This is a genomic window from Paenibacillus lutimineralis (assembly GCF_003991425.1).
GTDB classification, from domain to species: domain Bacteria; phylum Bacillota; class Bacilli; order Paenibacillales; family Paenibacillaceae; genus Fontibacillus; species Fontibacillus lutimineralis.
The window spans coordinates 5,565,989-5,583,041 of sequence record NZ_CP034346.1 but is presented as its reverse complement, the minus strand read 5'-3'; the positions used below and the strand labels follow the sequence as shown (position 1 = coordinate 5,583,041).

The window sequence follows — 17,053 nt, the reverse complement described above, 5'->3', positions numbered from 1 at the left end:
ACATTTAAGATGGGTCGCTGTGAATGTTAGAGGGTTCATACTAATCTTGCATGATCCGGGGTAGATAAGCATGTTCATGAGGTCGAATATTAAGCAGTCGCTTCGATTCAAGCTGATCATCGGTTTCATAGTAATTACAGTTCCTTTAGTTGGACTCATGCTCTATAACAATTATTACGCTTCGAATACGATCCGCGAGCAGGTCGCCGAATCCAACAAAAATTCAATGATCCTGTATTCACAACAAATCGAGGCGGCATTGAACAAAGAGACAAATTTTCTCTATAACGTTGCCGTAGAAGATCCGAATCTCGCCGCGTTGCCGCAGCTGCTGAATGACCCGAATGACTATTATCTGGCCAAGGCCCGGATTCTGAGTACTTTTAGCAAGTATCATCGGTTTGATAATAGCGTCGATCTACAGTTCATCTATTCGTTGCGGAATCGAGATCTCTTCACTACGCCGATTAGGGAGTCGTCCTATGAACGGTTGAGTGCGATCAAGACGACCATCGAGAGAATAGTCAAGAGCATCGAGCCGAATAGCGATTTTTTTCGGGAATGGAAGGCGGTTGAATACAGCAAGGGAAAGTATGCTCTAATTCGTCTGGTGAATACAGGGGATGATTTCTATCTCGGAGCCTTTATCGAATTGGAGAACCTGGTGATTCCGCTCGATATCATTCACTCGAAGGAAGGTTTTGCCGGTTTCCTCAACAATCAGGGACAGATGATCACAAATGCGGGTATTATCGACCCGACCCATTCCGTTTCACTGGACTCGGGGACCAACGGAGGGTATCAAGTAGTGAAGCAGGATGGCCTTAAATACATTGCCGTTACGAACCCGGTGCAGGGTACGGATGTTATTCTCAGTGTCTTTGTGCCCGAAGAGCAGATGTTGAAGGATCTGAACAATTTTCGCCGCGGCATTATTCTTATTTCCGTAGGTGCGCTATTCATTCTGGTCATTTATTTGGTCTATTTGAACGATATCATTCTTAAGCCAATGAACAACCTCGTTCATGGGATGCGTCGAATCAAGTATGGGGATTGGAATATCCGGCTTCAATCCTCTAAAGCCAAGGAGTTTGCGATTATTAACGAGACCTTTAACAGCATGGCTGCTGAAATCCATGAATTGACGAGCAGTGTATATGAGGAGCAGATTAAAGCACATAAAGCTGAGCTCAAGCATTTGCAGTTGCAAATTAATCCTCATTTCCTCCTGAACACGATCAACATTATTTATAACTTGGCCGAGATTAAAAATTATAACGTCATACAGCTGATGTGTATGAATCTAGTCAAATATTTCCGCTTCACGACGAGGACGAATCAGGTCGCTGTCACCATCCGAGAAGAAATGGAGCATATGGAGAGCTATATTAAAATTCAGCAGGTTCGCTTTCCAGAACGCATTACCTATGAGATTCAGATGGAAAGCGGTGCGGAAGAAGCTGCGATTCCACCGCTGTTGATTCAACCGTTCATTGAAAATGCTATTAAGCATGGCTTTGACTTCATGGATCACCCATTCCATATCTATATCGCTATTGGCTTAATAGAACAGGAGAGGGTGCGTATCGTGATCATGGACAATGGCAATGGATTTCCAGAGGATATGCTGGAGAAGCTAGGGCCCGGTAGCTATCTGGAGCATCAGAACGGAGAGCACCTCGGTATTTCCAATGTACAGTACCGGATTAAGCATCTGTTCGGAGACGGTGCCCGGCTGGAGTTCGATAATGCCTCGGGGGCGCGAATTCAAATTGTACTTCCATTTCGAACTGTTGAACAATTTACATCTTATTGATCAGAATGGGGGAGAAGCATGTTTAAGGCTTTGATAGTAGACGACGAGATCTATGCGGTAATGGGGATTCGCAGTGGTGTGAATTGGGAAAGGCTGCAGGTGTCCGAGGTATACGAGGCCTATAATATGCGGGATGCGTTGAAAGTGTTCGAGCAGACGTCAATCGACGTCATGATCTGCGATATCGAAATGCCCAAGGGGACGGGAATTGAGCTATTGGAGAAAGTGAATGAGATCTCTCCTGAGACAGAGACGATCTTCCTTACCGCCCACTCCGCCTTCAACTTCATGAAGAGAGCGATCCAGTTGGATGGGTTCGATTATTTGCTGAAGCCGATTGAATTCGATGTGCTTCAGGACACGATCAATCGGGCGCTAGAGTCTATTTTGCAGGAACGGGAATTACACAGATTGCGGGAGCAGTATAAGCCTTATTATGAGATGTGGCGTAGACAGAAGCCTCTGATTACCGATAAATTCTGGAATGACCTGTTCACGGGCAGGATTGTATGCTCTCCGAATAATATCGCGGGCATTTTGGAGAAGCATCAGTTATCAGGGCTGGAGCAGTTCGTCTTCCTGCCTGTGCTTGTCAGCGTGGAATCTTGGCTGCGCGAGTTCACTACGCGGGATGAGGAAATTATTGAGTATGCGATTCGCAAAGGTGCTGCTGAGGTGCTGCTTATGAGTGGTAGAGGGGAGGTAATCCAGACCAAGCAGGGGGTTAACATCGTCATCATGATGGGGGATCAGGAAGAGATGAACGATCCTTCCGGATTGCATGTGCGATGTGAGAAATATATTCAGAGCTGCCTTGAATATTTCGACTGTAATATATCCTGTTATATTGGCAGGAACGTTAGCTTGTATGAAATTGCGGACATTTGCAAACAGCTTCTGGAGATCGAGTACAACAATGTGAATAGATCCAATCAGGTCTACATGCTGGCTTCGCATTGCACTCCTTCCATCCAATCCATGATCCCACGGATATCAACGTGGACGATTCTGCTGGAGCAGGGCAAGCTGGAGGAGTTGCAGGAGGAAATCCGAATTAGAGTATCGGAGATGGCACAGTTCCAACGTCTATCTATGGCTGAGCTGGAGGCCTTCCGCAATGAATTTATGCAGATGGCGCACTATGTTTTGCATAAGAATGGACTGAATGCCATTGAGCTATTGAAGGGCCGGGATGGGCTGCTGCTGAATGATCAGCCTCGCAGTCTTCCGCAGCTGGAAGAAGAGGCACTCCAGGTGGCTGGAATCATCCATAATGAGCTGCACCAGAATCATTCGGTCATTCGGCGGATTCAATATTATATTACCGAGCATTTGAGTGAGCCGATTACTAGAGAGCAGCTTGCCAGCTACGTGCACTTGAATCCGGCCTACTTGTCGCGATTGTTCAAGCGGGAGATAGGGGAATCGATCACGGATTATATTTTGAATACACGTATGTCCTTGGCCAAGGACCTGATCACGACTTCAACGTTGCCAATCTCGGATATCGCCAAGACCTTGGGCTATTATAATTTCTCCTACTTCTCCAAAATGTTCAGAAAAGTATACGATGTCTCTCCGCAGCAGCTTAGACAGCAGCCCCCAGACGGACAAAGAGAAAGAGAAGCTCTATAGAGGAAATTCAATTGAACTTTCTGAATGTGAACTTAGAGGGCTTCGAATGCAAACAAGTAAAAATATTGCAAGTCCAGGTAAAGGTTTTTAAATTGTTTGCCTCTGCGGGCAGGTCTACAATTTTAGTAACAGTAGTCGAAAATAGTATATATGATCGGCTGCCTTCAGCAAGATATCATTAACTACGGCTTAATATCCAAGCGGCAACTCTGAAATGGGGCAACTTCGCGATGAATGAGCTGGAGCTGTACCATCGGCGGTAGCCACCCGGAGCTCCATAAGTTGCGGTTCTGAATTGCCTCCGATCTCGGAATAAATCCTGAAGCCGTACTCTTTCTAGTGGTAAGAACAAGAAAGGAATCTCCCGCAGGGATGGTTCTTTTTTTGTTAGCCGGCGCGCCCACAAGACAACCATCCATCATACAGCAACGGGGGTAATGCGATGAAGCTTAGGATCGCTAGAAAGAAATCGAAGTGGTTCGTATATCAGAAAGTTATCGCTATATTTATTTTGTTATTGCTGCCGCTCATTACGATGAATATCTGGTTCAATTACAAAGGAATGTCGATCAGTAAAAATGCAATACTGAGCTCTTCTCTAGCCGGTGCTACCTTCTACTCCAAGCAGCTTGATAAAGAGATGTATTTCATCCGAAATTTACAGCTTCAACTGTTAAATGACAAGGATTTGCAGAAGCTCAGCTTCCGCGGCAGTATGCTGGAGAATTACGAGGAAGTGGAGCTGATTGAGCAGGTAAGGGATAGACAAATGGCGTTGACTGCCTTCAGCGATTATATCGTGAATGCCGGCGTCTATGTCGAAGCGGTTGGTAAGACCATTTCGATGATGTCCGGAGTAACGAATGCACCGAATCCTGAGATGAGCCTGGTTGCTTCGCTTGTATCCGTGAAGCCGAAGCCTTCGTTCTATCAGAGCGGAAATCGGATCTTCCTGATTGAGAGCGAGAACAACGACGGAATATGGTCTTATATCGAGATTTCCAGGCCCAAGCTACTTGAAGCGTTAGAGCAAATTTCCAATTTATATCAGGAATCAGAGGTACTGCTGGGCAGCAAGGAATTAGGCACCGTCCTGACGACCTCGAAGGAGGTGCAGGAATCGAACATGATTCTCGGACAAATCTCTGAGCAGAGTCTCCAGGAACAAAGCACCTCTGAAATGAAGAAGGTTCATGGCGTTAATTATTTTATTATCCATAACGATGTTAGCGCGCTGAATTTATCATTGATCATGTACGTCAATCAGAATGAAATTACCCGTCCGTTGAATCAGTTTACGACCTGGTCCTATTTATTGTTCATTATTGCTATTGTGATCATGGTGCTGTACGCTTTCTCGGTCAATTTAATGATTCACCGTCCTTTATCGCGTCTGGTCAAGGCGTTCCGGATGCTTGAGGCCGACAATTTGAACATTATGATTGAATCGCGAACCAATGATGAGTTCCATTACGTATTCAGCAGCTTCAACAATATGGCGCTTAAGCTGAAAAATTCGATTCGAGAAAATTATGAGCAGAAAATCGCCTTGCAGCATTCACAGCTAAAGCAGCTCCAATCGCAGATCAATCCGCATTTTTTGTACAATAGCTTTTTTAACATATATATGATGTGCAAGGTAGGAGACGCCGAAAGTGCCGCTGAGCTTTCTCAGAAGCTGGGTACTTATTATCAATATATTACGAGAAGTGGGTCGGATGAGGTCCCCTTCTACAAGGAATATCAGCATGCGCTTGATTATTGCGAGATTCAGTGCATTCGCTTCTCGAATCGGATCACCTTCGAATATAGCGATGTGAAGGATATACCACCATCGATCTCGGTGCCCAGGCTTATTATTCAACCCATTGTAGAGAATGTGTTCGAGCATGCCTTTGAGGATGGGACGATGGAGGGTGTGATCTATATGGGGACGGAATATGCGGACGGCAGGCTGCGCGTTACTGTGGAGGACAACGGAAAGCTTGTGACTGGGTCGATGATCGAGCAGATGCGTGACAAGCTGGCCACCAAGTCGAAATATATGGAGAAGACCGGACTTATTAATGTGAACAATCGGCTACAGCTTAAATACGGAAAGGGCAGCGGGCTGTTCGTCTCGCGCAGCGCTTATGGCGGCCTAAGAGTAGATCTGATCATTGTGGTTGAAGAAGAGGAGGATTGAGATCATGTACAGATTGTTGATTGTTGATGATGAGCCTGTCATTGTGAATGGGCTGGTTCTTCTGTTCCAGGACAATACCGAATTTGAGCTCGAAGTGTGTAAAGCTTATTCCGCCAAAGAGGCTCTTGAAATGGCCAAAAAAATGAAGCTGGATATTCTGGTCAGCGACATCCGAATGCCGCAGATGAGTGGACTACAACTCGTCGATGAAATTAATTATTACTGGCCGCATTGCCGTTCTATCCTTCTCACTGGATATAGTGAATTCGATTATGTCCATGAAGCGCTGCGCAAGAATGTGGACAATTATATTCTGAAGACAGAAGGCATTGAGCTGATCTTCGAAGCAGTGCAGAGGTCTATTGCCAAGCTGGATGAGGAGAATCGACTCAGAATTCAAGAGGAGAAAGCGAGGCTGCATTCCGAGATTGCTGCGCCGCTGTTGAAGCAGGAACTGTTGCGGAAAATGGTGGGGGGAGAAGATCTTGTTCAATTATTGGTCCAGCCTCGTTATGAAGAAGTGCATTTCCAGATCGTTCCCGATCGGCCAGCATTTTTTCTGATTGGAAGAATGACCTTAAATGAAGTGGACAGAGCCACCGAACTACGACAAGCCGTGCAGAGATCATTCCTGAACTATTTGCCGACCTCGTTCCAATGTGAATGCTCTGTCATGCAGGATGACGTCCTCTACTGGATACTGCAGCCCGGGGCAGAGCTACTAGGGCGGTTCCGTGGGGGGAACGCCAGCAGTGGGACTTCTTGGAACAGCATAACGATGTACATGAAGGGCATATTGGAGCTGGTGCAAAATGAGTGTGAAGAGCTGCTAGGCGTAGCGGTCTCCTTTGGTATATCGGATAATCTGGCAGGAAGCTGGGATACAGCCGGGCAGCAGTATGAGAAATTGCATTCTCTACTTAAGGCACGCGCCGCGTTAGGTCAGACGATGATCATCGTAGATTTGGGCAGAGTCCATCCGCATGAGGAGAATATGTACGAATATGGCCGGATGGAGCAGGATGAGATGAAGCTATTCGTCATTGATCAAATTCAGCGATATGTGAACGAGCATTTATCCGGTGATGTATCCTTGACCGCGATCGCGGAGGAGGTTCATTTCAATCCGTCTTACCTATCGCGCTTCTACAAGCAGGTAGCAGGCCATAATTTGCTGGAATACATCCAGACGAAGAGGCTGGAAGGATCCATTCGGCTGATGCAGGATACGAATCTGAAACTGAATGAGATAGCTGCCCGGGTTGGGTTCGATTCGCCTTCTTATTTTACGACCTTTTTTAAGAAGAAGATGGGGGTGTCCCCTCAGGAATACCGCAATACTCAGGCGTAGTTCAACAATCTGGGAACAAGTAAAAAAAGTGAAAGTAAAGTAAAAAACTCAAAATTGATAGCGCTTACGTTCGGTTCCATAATGAAGATGTAAGCAAGAGTTATTTTGCAGCATACAAAGGGGGAAGGCAGTCAATGAAAAGCTTCAAACCATGGAAAATGCTTGTTCTGGTTATGTCGATGCTCTTGGTAATTACGGCGTGTGGAAATCAAGGGAGTAAGGATGGGGCAGCTCCTAATTCGCAAGGAGCCGGCAATAAGACTAATGCCAACAGCAGTACACCTCCCGATCCGCTAGGCAAATATCCGGAGATGGTAACCGTCACGGAAGTGCTCGGCTATAATCCACCTGAGGATTCAAGAACTCCGCAGGGAATTACGCCGGAACAGAATAAATATCTCGAAGATCTGAAAGAAATGTTGAACATCGAAATTAAATACAAATGGACGGTTCCACAAAGCCAATTCGAACAGAAATTCTCGCTTGCTATGGCTTCGGGCGATTTGCCCGACATTATGGAACTGAATATGAAGGACTTTGAGAAATTGAAGAAGCAGGGTATACTTGGCGATCTGACTGAAGCCTACAATGATTATGCTTCCCCAGCTCTCAAGAAGTATATGGAGTCCGATGGCGGCTTTGCAATGAGTACCTTCACTTCTGACGGCAAGCTGCTAGCTATCCCGGCATTCGAGGACCCATTCCTGTCGACACAACTACTGTGGATTCGTAAAGATTGGCTCGACAATCTTAAACTTCCGGTTCCTACAACGATGGAAGAGTTGGACAAGGTAGCACTTGCCTTCGTTAATGACGATCCGGATCAGAACGGTAAGAACGATACGTATGGTATTTCTTTGCAGAAGACTTTATTCTTCTGGGGCTTTGATCTTCGCGGCTTCTTCAATGGCTATAATGCTTATCCATCGGTCGGAGACAATCAGACAGCTTGGATCAAAGGTGACGGTGACCAGCTGGTCCCAGGTCTGATTCAGCCTGAGATGAAGACGGCACTTGGCAAATTGCAGGAATGGTATAAGAATGGCATCCTTGATAAGGAATTTGCCCTGAAGGATGAGAACAAAGCAGTTGAAGACCTCACGGCAGGCAAGGTCGGCATTTCTTATGGCGAATGGTGGTATCCGAACTGGCCGCTTAACTTGAACGTGGATAAAGATCCGAAGGCAGAATGGATTGCTTTGCAAATTCCTGGATTGGACGGACCGGGTAAGTCTCTAGTGCCTAAGCTCCGTAGCAACAAGTTGTTCGTTGTAAATAAGAGCATGAAGAACCCGGAAGCTGCCATCAAAATGATCAACTTCTATATTGAAATGGGTTACAAGAAATATAAGGAAGATAAAGGGGCAGAGAAGGGTTATGTCTATAACTGGTTTAACCCTCGGATCTATAACCCTGCTGATATCGAGACGATCTACACGGAAGTCAATAAAGCACTCGAGGCCAATCAAGAAGAGATTACAATTGATGATGAAAATTACACGAGTGTAGCGAGAGTGTTCGACGCAACGAAGGATTACCTTGCAGGAAATACGGAAAAGGCCAGCAAAGGTATCAACTGGGGCCAATACTACAGCCGTGCGGCTAAAGACGGCGGCTGGGGAGTAACTCGCACGATCAAGGAAAGCGGAGCTTATGTAAACAACGAATTCTATACTTTGCCTACGGCTACACAGGTAGAGAAGGGGCCGCAACTTGATAAGCTGATGCAGGAGTCGTTCACCAAGATCATCATGGGCGCTCCACTTGATGAATTCGACAAGTTCGTCGCTAGTTGGAAATCCCTTGGTGGAGATCAGATCACCCAAGAGGTAAATGACTGGTACAGCAAGGAAGCTGTGAAATAAATCGTGAGATGCTGGAACGGGAGGATCCGCCTGAAGCAATCGGCAATTCCTCCCGTTTTACATTAAACATGGAGGTCGCATTTGTGAAAACGCTGAAGAAGGAATCTATACTTCATTTAATGTTACTGCCCGGCGTCATCGTTACATTGATATATGCATACGGACCTATGGCTGGTTTGATTATGGCTTTCCAAAACTTTGAGCCTTTATCTGGATTCTTTAAATCCGAATTCGTCGGCTGGGACAACTTCAAATATGTGTTTGAGCTCCCGGATTTCACGCAGGTACTTTGGAACACCATCATTATTGCCATATGTAAAATGGTTCTGTTCTTGCTCGTGCCTTTAATTCTGGCGTTGTTACTTAACGAAATCACTAAGCAATGGTTCTCTCGTGTTATTCAATCCGCTATATTCCTACCGTTCTTCCTCTCCTGGACTATTCTAGGCGGCGTAATTATCGAACTGTTCTCGCTGAATGGACCGGTGAATGGAGTTATTGAGTCGTTAGGAATGGAGCCGATTATGTTCATGCTCAATAACAGCTGGTTTCGTGGAATCGTCATTGGTTCTGACGTCTGGAAAGGAATGGGCTATAACATGATCGTTATGCTCGCCGCGATTACTGGAATCAATTCAACGCTGTATGAAGCGGCCGAAGTGGATGGAGCCGGAAGATGGAAGCAGATGTTGAATATTACTCTGCCTGGCATGATGCCAATTCTGGTTCTACTTGGAGTGCTTAGCCTGGGTGGTATTCTCAATGCAGGTTTCGAGCAGATCTTAATTATGTACAATCCGACCGTCTATCAGGGCGGCGATATTATAGATACATTCGTGTACCGTCTCGGTATGTTCAGCATGCAGTTTGGTCCGGCCGCAGCCATCGGGTTGTTCAAATCCGTAGTCTCACTGATCATGGTGTCGGCTACCTATTATTTGGCCTATAAATATAACGATTATCGAATCTTTTAGCCAGGAGGTAATAAGAGATGCACAAGTCAACCATCAGCAGAAAAATATTTGTGTTCGGAAATGCACTGCTGCTCACCATAATTACCTTACTGGGTATAATTCCATTTATTCATTTGGCCGCAATTTCCCTAAGCTCTAACACAGCGGCTATGGCCGGCGAAGTGAGTTTGTGGCCAGTTGGGTTCAATCTCGATGCTTACCGGTACCTGGGTCAGAAGGTCGAGTTTTTCAGATCGTTGGGTGTCTCTGTCGAACGGGTTGTGCTGGGGACAGCGATCAATATGCTGCTTGTATTTATTACTGCTTATCCATTATCAAAGTCGAATGACCAGTTTAAATTCAGAACTCCATATGTATGGTTCTTCGCGGTTACGATGTTCTTTAGCGGGGGCTTAATTCCATCCTATATTATCGTCAAGAACACAGGGCTGATCGATTCGATCTGGGCTTTGATTCTGCCCGGTGCGCTTAGTGTCTGGAACATGGTGCTGATGCTGAATTTCTTCCGGGGGATACCACGGGAACTAGACGAAGCGGCTACGATCGACGGCGCTGGACAATGGAGAGTTTTATGGCGCATTTATTTGCCGGTCTCGCTGCCGTCGATTGCAACCATCGGGCTATTTACGATCGTAGGGCACTGGAACGCCTGGTTTGACGGGATATTGTACCTGAATTCACCGGCTAAATATCCGCTTCAGACCTATTTGTCCACTCTTATTATGGCGATCAATTCACAGATGACCTCGATCTCGATTGAGCAGCTCAAGGCGATGGAGAATCTAAGCGAGAAAACGCTGCGAACGGCGCAAATATTTATGGGGGCGCTGCCGATTATGGTGGTATATCCATTTTTACAGAAATATTTTGTTAAAGGAATGACCGTTGGAAGTGTCAAAGAATAGTTACATGGCAGAAAGGGAGACGATGGTCGTATGAAGAAGGTTAAGGTTGCATTAGTCGGAGCTGGATTGCGCGGAGTTAACTATTTGGAATATGCCGTGCAGCATCCGCATGAGCTTGAGGTTGTGGCTGTGGCGGAGCCTGTACGGGAACGCAGAGAGGCTTTTCAGGTACGGCATGGGATTCCAGATGAACTGTGCTTCGAACACTGGGATGAGTTGTTCGCGAAGCCCAAGCTGGCCGACGCTGTACTAATCTGTACCCAGGATAAGCAGCATTTTGAACCGACGATGAAGGCGCTCGAATTGGGCTATCATGTTCTGCTGGAGAAGCCGATGTCGCCTGATCCTGAGGAATGCATGCAAATGGGGGAAATGGCGGCCAAGTCGGGACTTGTATTCTCCATCTGCCACGTACTGAGATATGCGCCCTTCTTCTCGACGCTGAAGGAGCTGCTGAGCCGTGGAGAGATCGGACAATTGATGTCGATTCAGCATAATGAGAATGTTGGCTATTGGCATCAGGCGCACAGCTTCGTACGTGGCAATTGGCGGCGCAAGGAAGAGTCCAGTCCGATGATTCTGGCCAAATCCTGCCATGACCTTGATATCCTGCTCTGGTTGGCCGATGCGGATTGCACCCAAGTCGCTTCCTTCGGCTCACTCAACCACTTCAAGGCGTCGGAGGCGCCAGAAGGCGCTCCGCTTCGCTGTCTGGACGGCTGCCCGGTAGCGGATCAATGCCTGTATTATGCGCCAAACCTGTATTTAACAGACAATACAGACTGGCCGACCTCGGCAATCAGCAATGATATGAGCTATGAGGCTCGTTATAAGGCGCTTCAGGAAGGGCCTTATGGCCGCTGTGTATATCATTGCGACAATGATGTGGTCGATCACCAGGTCGTCAATCTGGAATTTGCCAACAACGTCACTGCAGCTTTCACCATGAGTGCATTCACACGGGATATTAGCCGCACGATCAAGCTGATGGGGACAACCGGAGAAATTCGCGGCGCCATGGAGAAGAATGAGATTGAAGTGATCCATTTCAGCGGCAAGGTGGAGCGGATTAGCTTCGAGGATATGGGCGGCCATGTTGGACATGGCGGCGGCGATATGAAGCTGGTAAAGGATTTTCTGAACTTGGTAAGGGCTGATGGCAAGAGCCAGGGGTTGACCTCGGCGAATCATTCTGTTCAGAGCCACCTGATGGCCTTTGCAGCTGAGGAGTCCCGCGTCCAGGGCCGAACCATCCATATGCAGGAGTTCGCCGAAAGCTTCAATCTACAGGAGCAGGAGCACTAATCATAGTTTATGGGCTGAAAATAATTCTTTGGAGGGAATTATGTCTACTTTTCATTATTCGGGATTTTCGTTCTATTTTAATAATGAGCCGATTCAGATTATCTCCGGGGCGATTCATTACTTCCGTGTCGTACCGGAATATTGGGAGGACCGGTTGCTTAAGCTGAAGGCCTGTGGCTTTAATACGGTCGAGACGTATGCGGCCTGGAATATCCATGAGCCGCAGAAAGGGCAATACAACTTCGAGGGGATCGCCGATCTTGTACGCTTTATTGAGATAGCAGGGAAGATTGGCCTGCATGTCATCGTAAGGCCATCTCCTTATATATGTGCGGAATGGGAGTTCGGCGGCATGCCAGCCTGGCTGCTGGCGGAACCGGATATGCGGCTGCGCTGCTATCATAAGCCGTTCCTGGAGCATGTTGATGCTTATTATGATGCATTGCTGCCTAAGCTGAGACCTCTGCTATGCACGCAGGGCGGGCCTATTATCGCGATGCAGATCGAGAATGAATACGGAAGCTACGGCAATGATAAGCCTTATTTGAACTATCTGAAGGATGCGATGATCAAGCGCGGGATTGATGTACTGCTGTTCACTTCGGATGGACCGGAAGATTATATGCTGCAGGGCGGCATGGTTGACGGTGTGCTGGCCACAGTGAATTTCGGATCTCGACCTGCTGAGGCCTTCGCCAAGCTGCGCAAGTACCAGTCGGATGCACCGATCATGTGCATGGAGTTCTGGAATGGCTGGTTTGACCATTGGCGGGAAGGACATCATACTCGTCCAGCCCAGGATGTGGCTGAGGTTCTGGATGAGATGCTGAGCATGGGGGCATCGGTCAATTTCTATATGTTCCATGGAGGTACCAACTTCGGCTTCTATAACGGGGCGAATGGACATACAGAGGACAGCTACGAGCCTACGATTACAAGTTATGACTATGATGTTCTATTAAATGAGAGCGGCGAGCCGACGGATAAGTATTATGCTGTTCGCGAAGTGATTGCCAAGCATCAGAAGCTTGCCGATATAGAGCTGCCGCAGCCTGTGGCAAAGCGGGCCTACGGTGAAGTAGCGATGACGGGCCAGGCTGCATTATCGCTGAATATATCACGGATTTCCCAGCCTATCCAATCCGCCTATCCTGTACCGATGGAGAAGCTAGGACAGGATTACGGCTTCATTCAATATAGTACATTCCTCTCGGGTCCTAGACCAAAGCAGCCGCTTAACATTCAGGATTTGCATGATCGGGCGCTGGTGTTCCTGGATGGACGGATTCTGGGTACGCTGGATCGCAGTCAGTCCGGAGCCATCATTGAGTTTGAAGTACCGGAAGGCGGCGCTCACCTCAGCATACTCGTGGAGAATATGGGGCGGGTAAATTATGGGCCATATATCAAGGACCTCAAGGGAGTTACGGAGGGGGTGCGGCACGGTATGCAGTTCCTGTCGGATTGGACGATCCATTCGCTGCCGCTAAGTGATCTATCCGATCTCTTGTTCGAACCGATATCAAGTCATATGGAACCTTCCTTCTACCGCGGAGAGTTTACGGTGAACAGTGTTGCCGATACATTCCTCAGTCTGGATGGTTGGATCAAGGGCGTCGTGTTCGTGAACGGCTTTAATCTGGGGCGCTATTGGAATGTCGGGCCGCAGAGAACGCTGTATGTGCCTGGGCCGCTGCTTCGAGAGGGAAGCAATGAGATTATTATTTTTGAATTGCATGGCGCTGCAGCACCGAGGATTCGTTTTGTCGATAAGCCGGATTTAGGGTAAGCAATCAAAGAACCTGCTGAGTTCACATACTCAGTAGGTTCTTTTTGGTTTTGGATCAGGTAATAGACTCGTTCGGCACATCCGTCTCTATTTTGGATTCAAATCGGATTCGTAGATTATAGGAAGGCAGGATATAAATTCCTTTCAACGAATTAGGTTAAGAAGAGGTTGTTTATTTTACTTTGTGAATGATTTAGGAGATTAATATGACAGCATATAAAAAGATTCTAATAATCGAAGATGAGCAGGATCTCGCTCGAATTGTTAAGGATTACATCAGCAAGCAGGGCTACGAGACGGCGGTTGTTGATCATGGCAAGGATGCGCTGCAGCGAATTGAATCCTGGCAGCCGGACTTCATCATTCTGGACATTATGCTGCCTGACATGGACGGAATCGAGCTGTGTCGGCAGATTCGTGAACGAAATAATGTCCCTATCCTTATCCTGAGTGCCAGGGGCAGTGACACGGATAAGGTGCTAGGGCTTGGCTTTGGGGCAGATGATTACATGACGAAGCCGTTCTCGCTTATTGAATTGTTGGCCAGAATCAAGTCCAATTTACGAAGAGTCGAGAGCATGATAAGTTCAGCTCATACTCCACCTAAAGACGAGGATATTCTCCAATTCGGAGCAATCCTGATCGATAGAAAGGCATACCGGGTTACGAGAGAGGGACGGGAGGTCTCACTCTCCGCCAAGGAATTGGAACTGCTGTTCCACCTGTGCAAGCACCGTAATCAGGTGTTCTCCAAGATACAACTGCTAGATGCCGTCTGGGGCTACAGTACTTACGGGGACGAGAATACCATTACCGTGTACATTCGTAGATTGCGCGAGAAGCTGGAGGCCGATCCCTCTAATCCGGTATACATTAAGACCGTTTGGGGAGTGGGTTATAAATTCAGCTTTGACGAATAAGACCTGGCTGAGATAGGAGAGTTCTATGTATTTGCAAGTTTGGATTAGAAGATGGATGATCGCCGTATGGATTGGACTGCTTATGATAGTTATCTGTAGCGTAGGATTTCTCTGGTATGACCATCTTCAAGGACAGAGTGAGGATTCCAGATATGTTATCAATCGGGCACGCCTACAGGTGAGCGAAATTATGCATTACCTGGAGCAGCATGAACAGGAGATCGCCAGCTCAGCAGAAGTTCGGGATGCATTGTTGAATATGTCTAAGGAATCGCAAGTGAGCTTCATATATACAGGTCTTGACGGGCAGGTGCTATTTAATGCTTCTTCAGATACTGCCCTCCAGCAAATTGATGTAAGAACAGGGCTTCATTATGATTTGTATCAAGCCAGAACGGATCAGGATCAATATCGCATCGCTTTTCCGGTAGTTGATGAAGCGGCACAGGCTCAAGTCGGTAATGCTATATTCGCGCTCCCGGCGGAGGATGTGTTTGTTCCCAAGACGAACGGAGCACTATATCTATTATCAGCTATTATTGCTGTCATTGTCGTTATCCTGTGTATATCGCTGCTTTTGCTGAGAAGGAAGATTAGACAGGATGTTCTTATTCCGGTTCGTCAATTGAAAGACTATTCGGAAGCAATTCTCAAGGGCAATTACGAGCTGAAAGCGACCTATGATCAGATAGATGAATTAGGCGAGGTTCATACGATGTTTGAGCAGATGAGGATGGAGATCCAGCATCTGAGTCGGCGCAGGGTGGAGCAGGAACAAGCACAGAAAGAACTGATCACGAATATTTCCCATGATCTGAAGACACCTCTGGCAACCTTGAAGGCCTATATCGAAGCGATGCGAGAAGGGGTATGCCCGGATATGGATACGGTGATGGAATATGCCGGAGTCATGTACAACAATACGGAGAAGATGGCCAGGCTGACCGAGGATCTTCTCCTACACGCCTTGAAGGAACTGGGACAAATATCGGTGACGTTAAAGGAGAGGTACAGCAAGGAACTGCTGCAATCCATTCTGCAGCCAATTGCTCACTATGTGCGTACAACGGGAGTTCATTTTATTGAGCCAACGGACATCCCGGATGTACTGATTCATGTGGATGGACATAGGCTGGAGCAGGTGGTGTCCAATCTGATTACGAATGCCATGAAGCATACAGAACCAGGAGACATGATCAGCGTCAATACTGAGCTGGAACAGGGGCAGTTCAAGATAACGATTGCAGATACAGGACGGGGGATTCTTCCCCAGGACATGCCGTTTGTGTTCGAGCGTTACTTCCAAGGCAAGGCGGATAGAGTCTCCGGCATAGAGGGGAGTGGGCTTGGCCTGTCGATCTGCAAATATATTATTGAAGCGCATCATGGTACGATTTCCTTCCGAAGTTTGCAGGGACAAGGAACGACTTTCTATTGCCTGATTCCACTATAGGCTGCATGTAATATTTCATTAATATTTTGATAAGGGTCTATCAATATGCGCCTCTTACAATGAGGGTATGTTTGTACTTGAGGGGGCATGTTCTGTGAAAAAGGTGATCATTGAAGCGAAGAACCTGTGCAAGACTTATTCCACGGGCAGTGAACAATTCCATGCCATACGAAATTTAAACCTCGACATTTATGAGGGAGATTTTACGGTGATCATGGGCAATTCGGGCTCAGGGAAATCAACTCTATTGTATCTTCTCAGCGGACTTGATTCGGTCACGGTGGGGGAGGTTTATTATTGGGGAGAGAGGATCGACAATTATTCGGAGAAGGAACTGGCGAAGTTCCGGACGAAGCGGATCGGATATATCTATCAGAGCATTAACCTTGTCCCTGATCTGACCTTATATGAGAATATTGCATTGCCCGGGTATATCGAGGGTCAATCCAAACAGCAGGTGGATGAAAAGGTGCAAAACCTGATGAAGGCGATGGAGATCGATGGGCAGCAGCATAGACTTCCGGCCCAGACCTCAGGCGGGCAGCAGCAGCGGGCTGCTATTGCTCGTGCTTTGATGAATGATCCGGACGTTATTTTTGCCGATGAGCCTACGGGCAGCTTGAATTACGAGCATGGGGTTGCCGTGCTGGATATTCTGACAGAGATGAATTGCAAGGGGCAATCCGTGGTCATGGTTACTCATGATATCAAAGCGGCTTGCCGTGCCGACCGACTGATTCTGATCCACGACGGCAAGATCGCCGATGTCTTGCAGCTTGGGAAGTTTGAGGCTGACCAGCTCGAGGAGCGGGAGAAGATCATATTTGCTTGTATATCTGGAAGGGGGTAAGTACA

Annotated in this window: 12 protein-coding genes; all 12 read left to right on the top strand. The window is 47.2% G+C overall.

What is annotated here, in order from left to right; translation table 11 throughout:
• Window positions 1-76 precede the first annotated feature (76 nt).
• The 12 genes from EI981_RS24760 to EI981_RS24705 all read left to right on the top strand — a co-directional run bounded on the left by EI981_RS24760 (window position 77) and on the right by EI981_RS24705 (window position 17,048).
• Window positions 77-1,816, top strand: coding sequence for a sensor histidine kinase (locus tag EI981_RS24760; protein ID WP_127004993.1), 1,740 nt, complete (start codon window positions 77-79; stop codon window positions 1,814-1,816).
• Window positions 1,817-1,834: 18 nt separating this feature from the next.
• A complete protein-coding gene (locus EI981_RS24755) occupies window positions 1,835-3,451 on the top strand; it encodes a response regulator transcription factor (RefSeq protein ID WP_127002782.1) in 1,617 nt (538 codons plus the stop codon).
• Window positions 3,452-3,893: 442 nt separating this feature from the next.
• Window positions 3,894-5,636, top strand: a complete 1,743-nt coding sequence (locus EI981_RS24750; protein ID WP_127002780.1) for a sensor histidine kinase — start codon at window positions 3,894-3,896, stop codon at window positions 5,634-5,636.
• Between the two features lie 4 nt (window positions 5,637-5,640).
• The gene (locus EI981_RS24745) at window positions 5,641-6,987 is read left to right on the top strand and encodes a response regulator transcription factor (RefSeq protein ID WP_127002778.1); all 1,347 of its coding nucleotides are present in this window, start codon (window positions 5,641-5,643) and stop codon (window positions 6,985-6,987) included.
• Window positions 6,988-7,121: 134 nt separating this feature from the next.
• Window positions 7,122-8,852, top strand: coding sequence for an extracellular solute-binding protein (locus tag EI981_RS24740; RefSeq protein ID WP_127002776.1), 1,731 nt, complete (start codon window positions 7,122-7,124; stop codon window positions 8,850-8,852).
• An 83-nt stretch (window positions 8,853-8,935) separates the two neighbouring features.
• Window positions 8,936-9,826, top strand: coding sequence for an ABC transporter permease (locus tag EI981_RS24735; RefSeq protein ID WP_127002774.1), 891 nt, complete (start codon window positions 8,936-8,938; stop codon window positions 9,824-9,826).
• Window positions 9,827-9,843: 17 nt separating this feature from the next.
• Window positions 9,844-10,731 (top strand): carbohydrate ABC transporter permease, encoded by an 888-nt coding sequence (locus EI981_RS24730; RefSeq protein ID WP_127002772.1) that lies wholly within the window; start codon window positions 9,844-9,846, stop codon window positions 10,729-10,731.
• A gap of 30 nt (window positions 10,732-10,761) precedes the next feature.
• Window positions 10,762-12,036: a Gfo/Idh/MocA family protein gene (locus EI981_RS24725; RefSeq protein ID WP_127002770.1), complete on the top strand. Its 1,275-nt coding sequence runs from the start codon at window positions 10,762-10,764 to the stop codon at window positions 12,034-12,036.
• Window positions 12,037-12,076: 40 nt separating this feature from the next.
• Complete coding sequence (locus EI981_RS24720; RefSeq protein ID WP_127002768.1) at window positions 12,077-13,825, top strand: glycoside hydrolase family 35 protein; 1,749 nt, start codon at window positions 12,077-12,079, stop codon at window positions 13,823-13,825.
• Window positions 13,826-14,031: 206 nt separating this feature from the next.
• On the top strand, window positions 14,032-14,745 hold the full coding sequence (locus tag EI981_RS24715) for a response regulator transcription factor (protein ID WP_127002766.1): 714 nt from the start codon (window positions 14,032-14,034) through the stop codon (window positions 14,743-14,745).
• Window positions 14,746-14,770: 25 nt separating this feature from the next.
• Entirely contained in the window at window positions 14,771-16,198 is a 1,428-nt protein-coding gene (locus EI981_RS24710) for a sensor histidine kinase (protein ID WP_127002764.1), read from the top strand.
• A 67-nt stretch (window positions 16,199-16,265) separates the two neighbouring features.
• On the top strand, window positions 16,266-17,048 hold the full coding sequence (locus EI981_RS24705; RefSeq protein ID WP_127002762.1) for an ABC transporter ATP-binding protein: 783 nt from the start codon (window positions 16,266-16,268) through the stop codon (window positions 17,046-17,048).
• Window positions 17,049-17,053 lie beyond the last annotated feature (5 nt).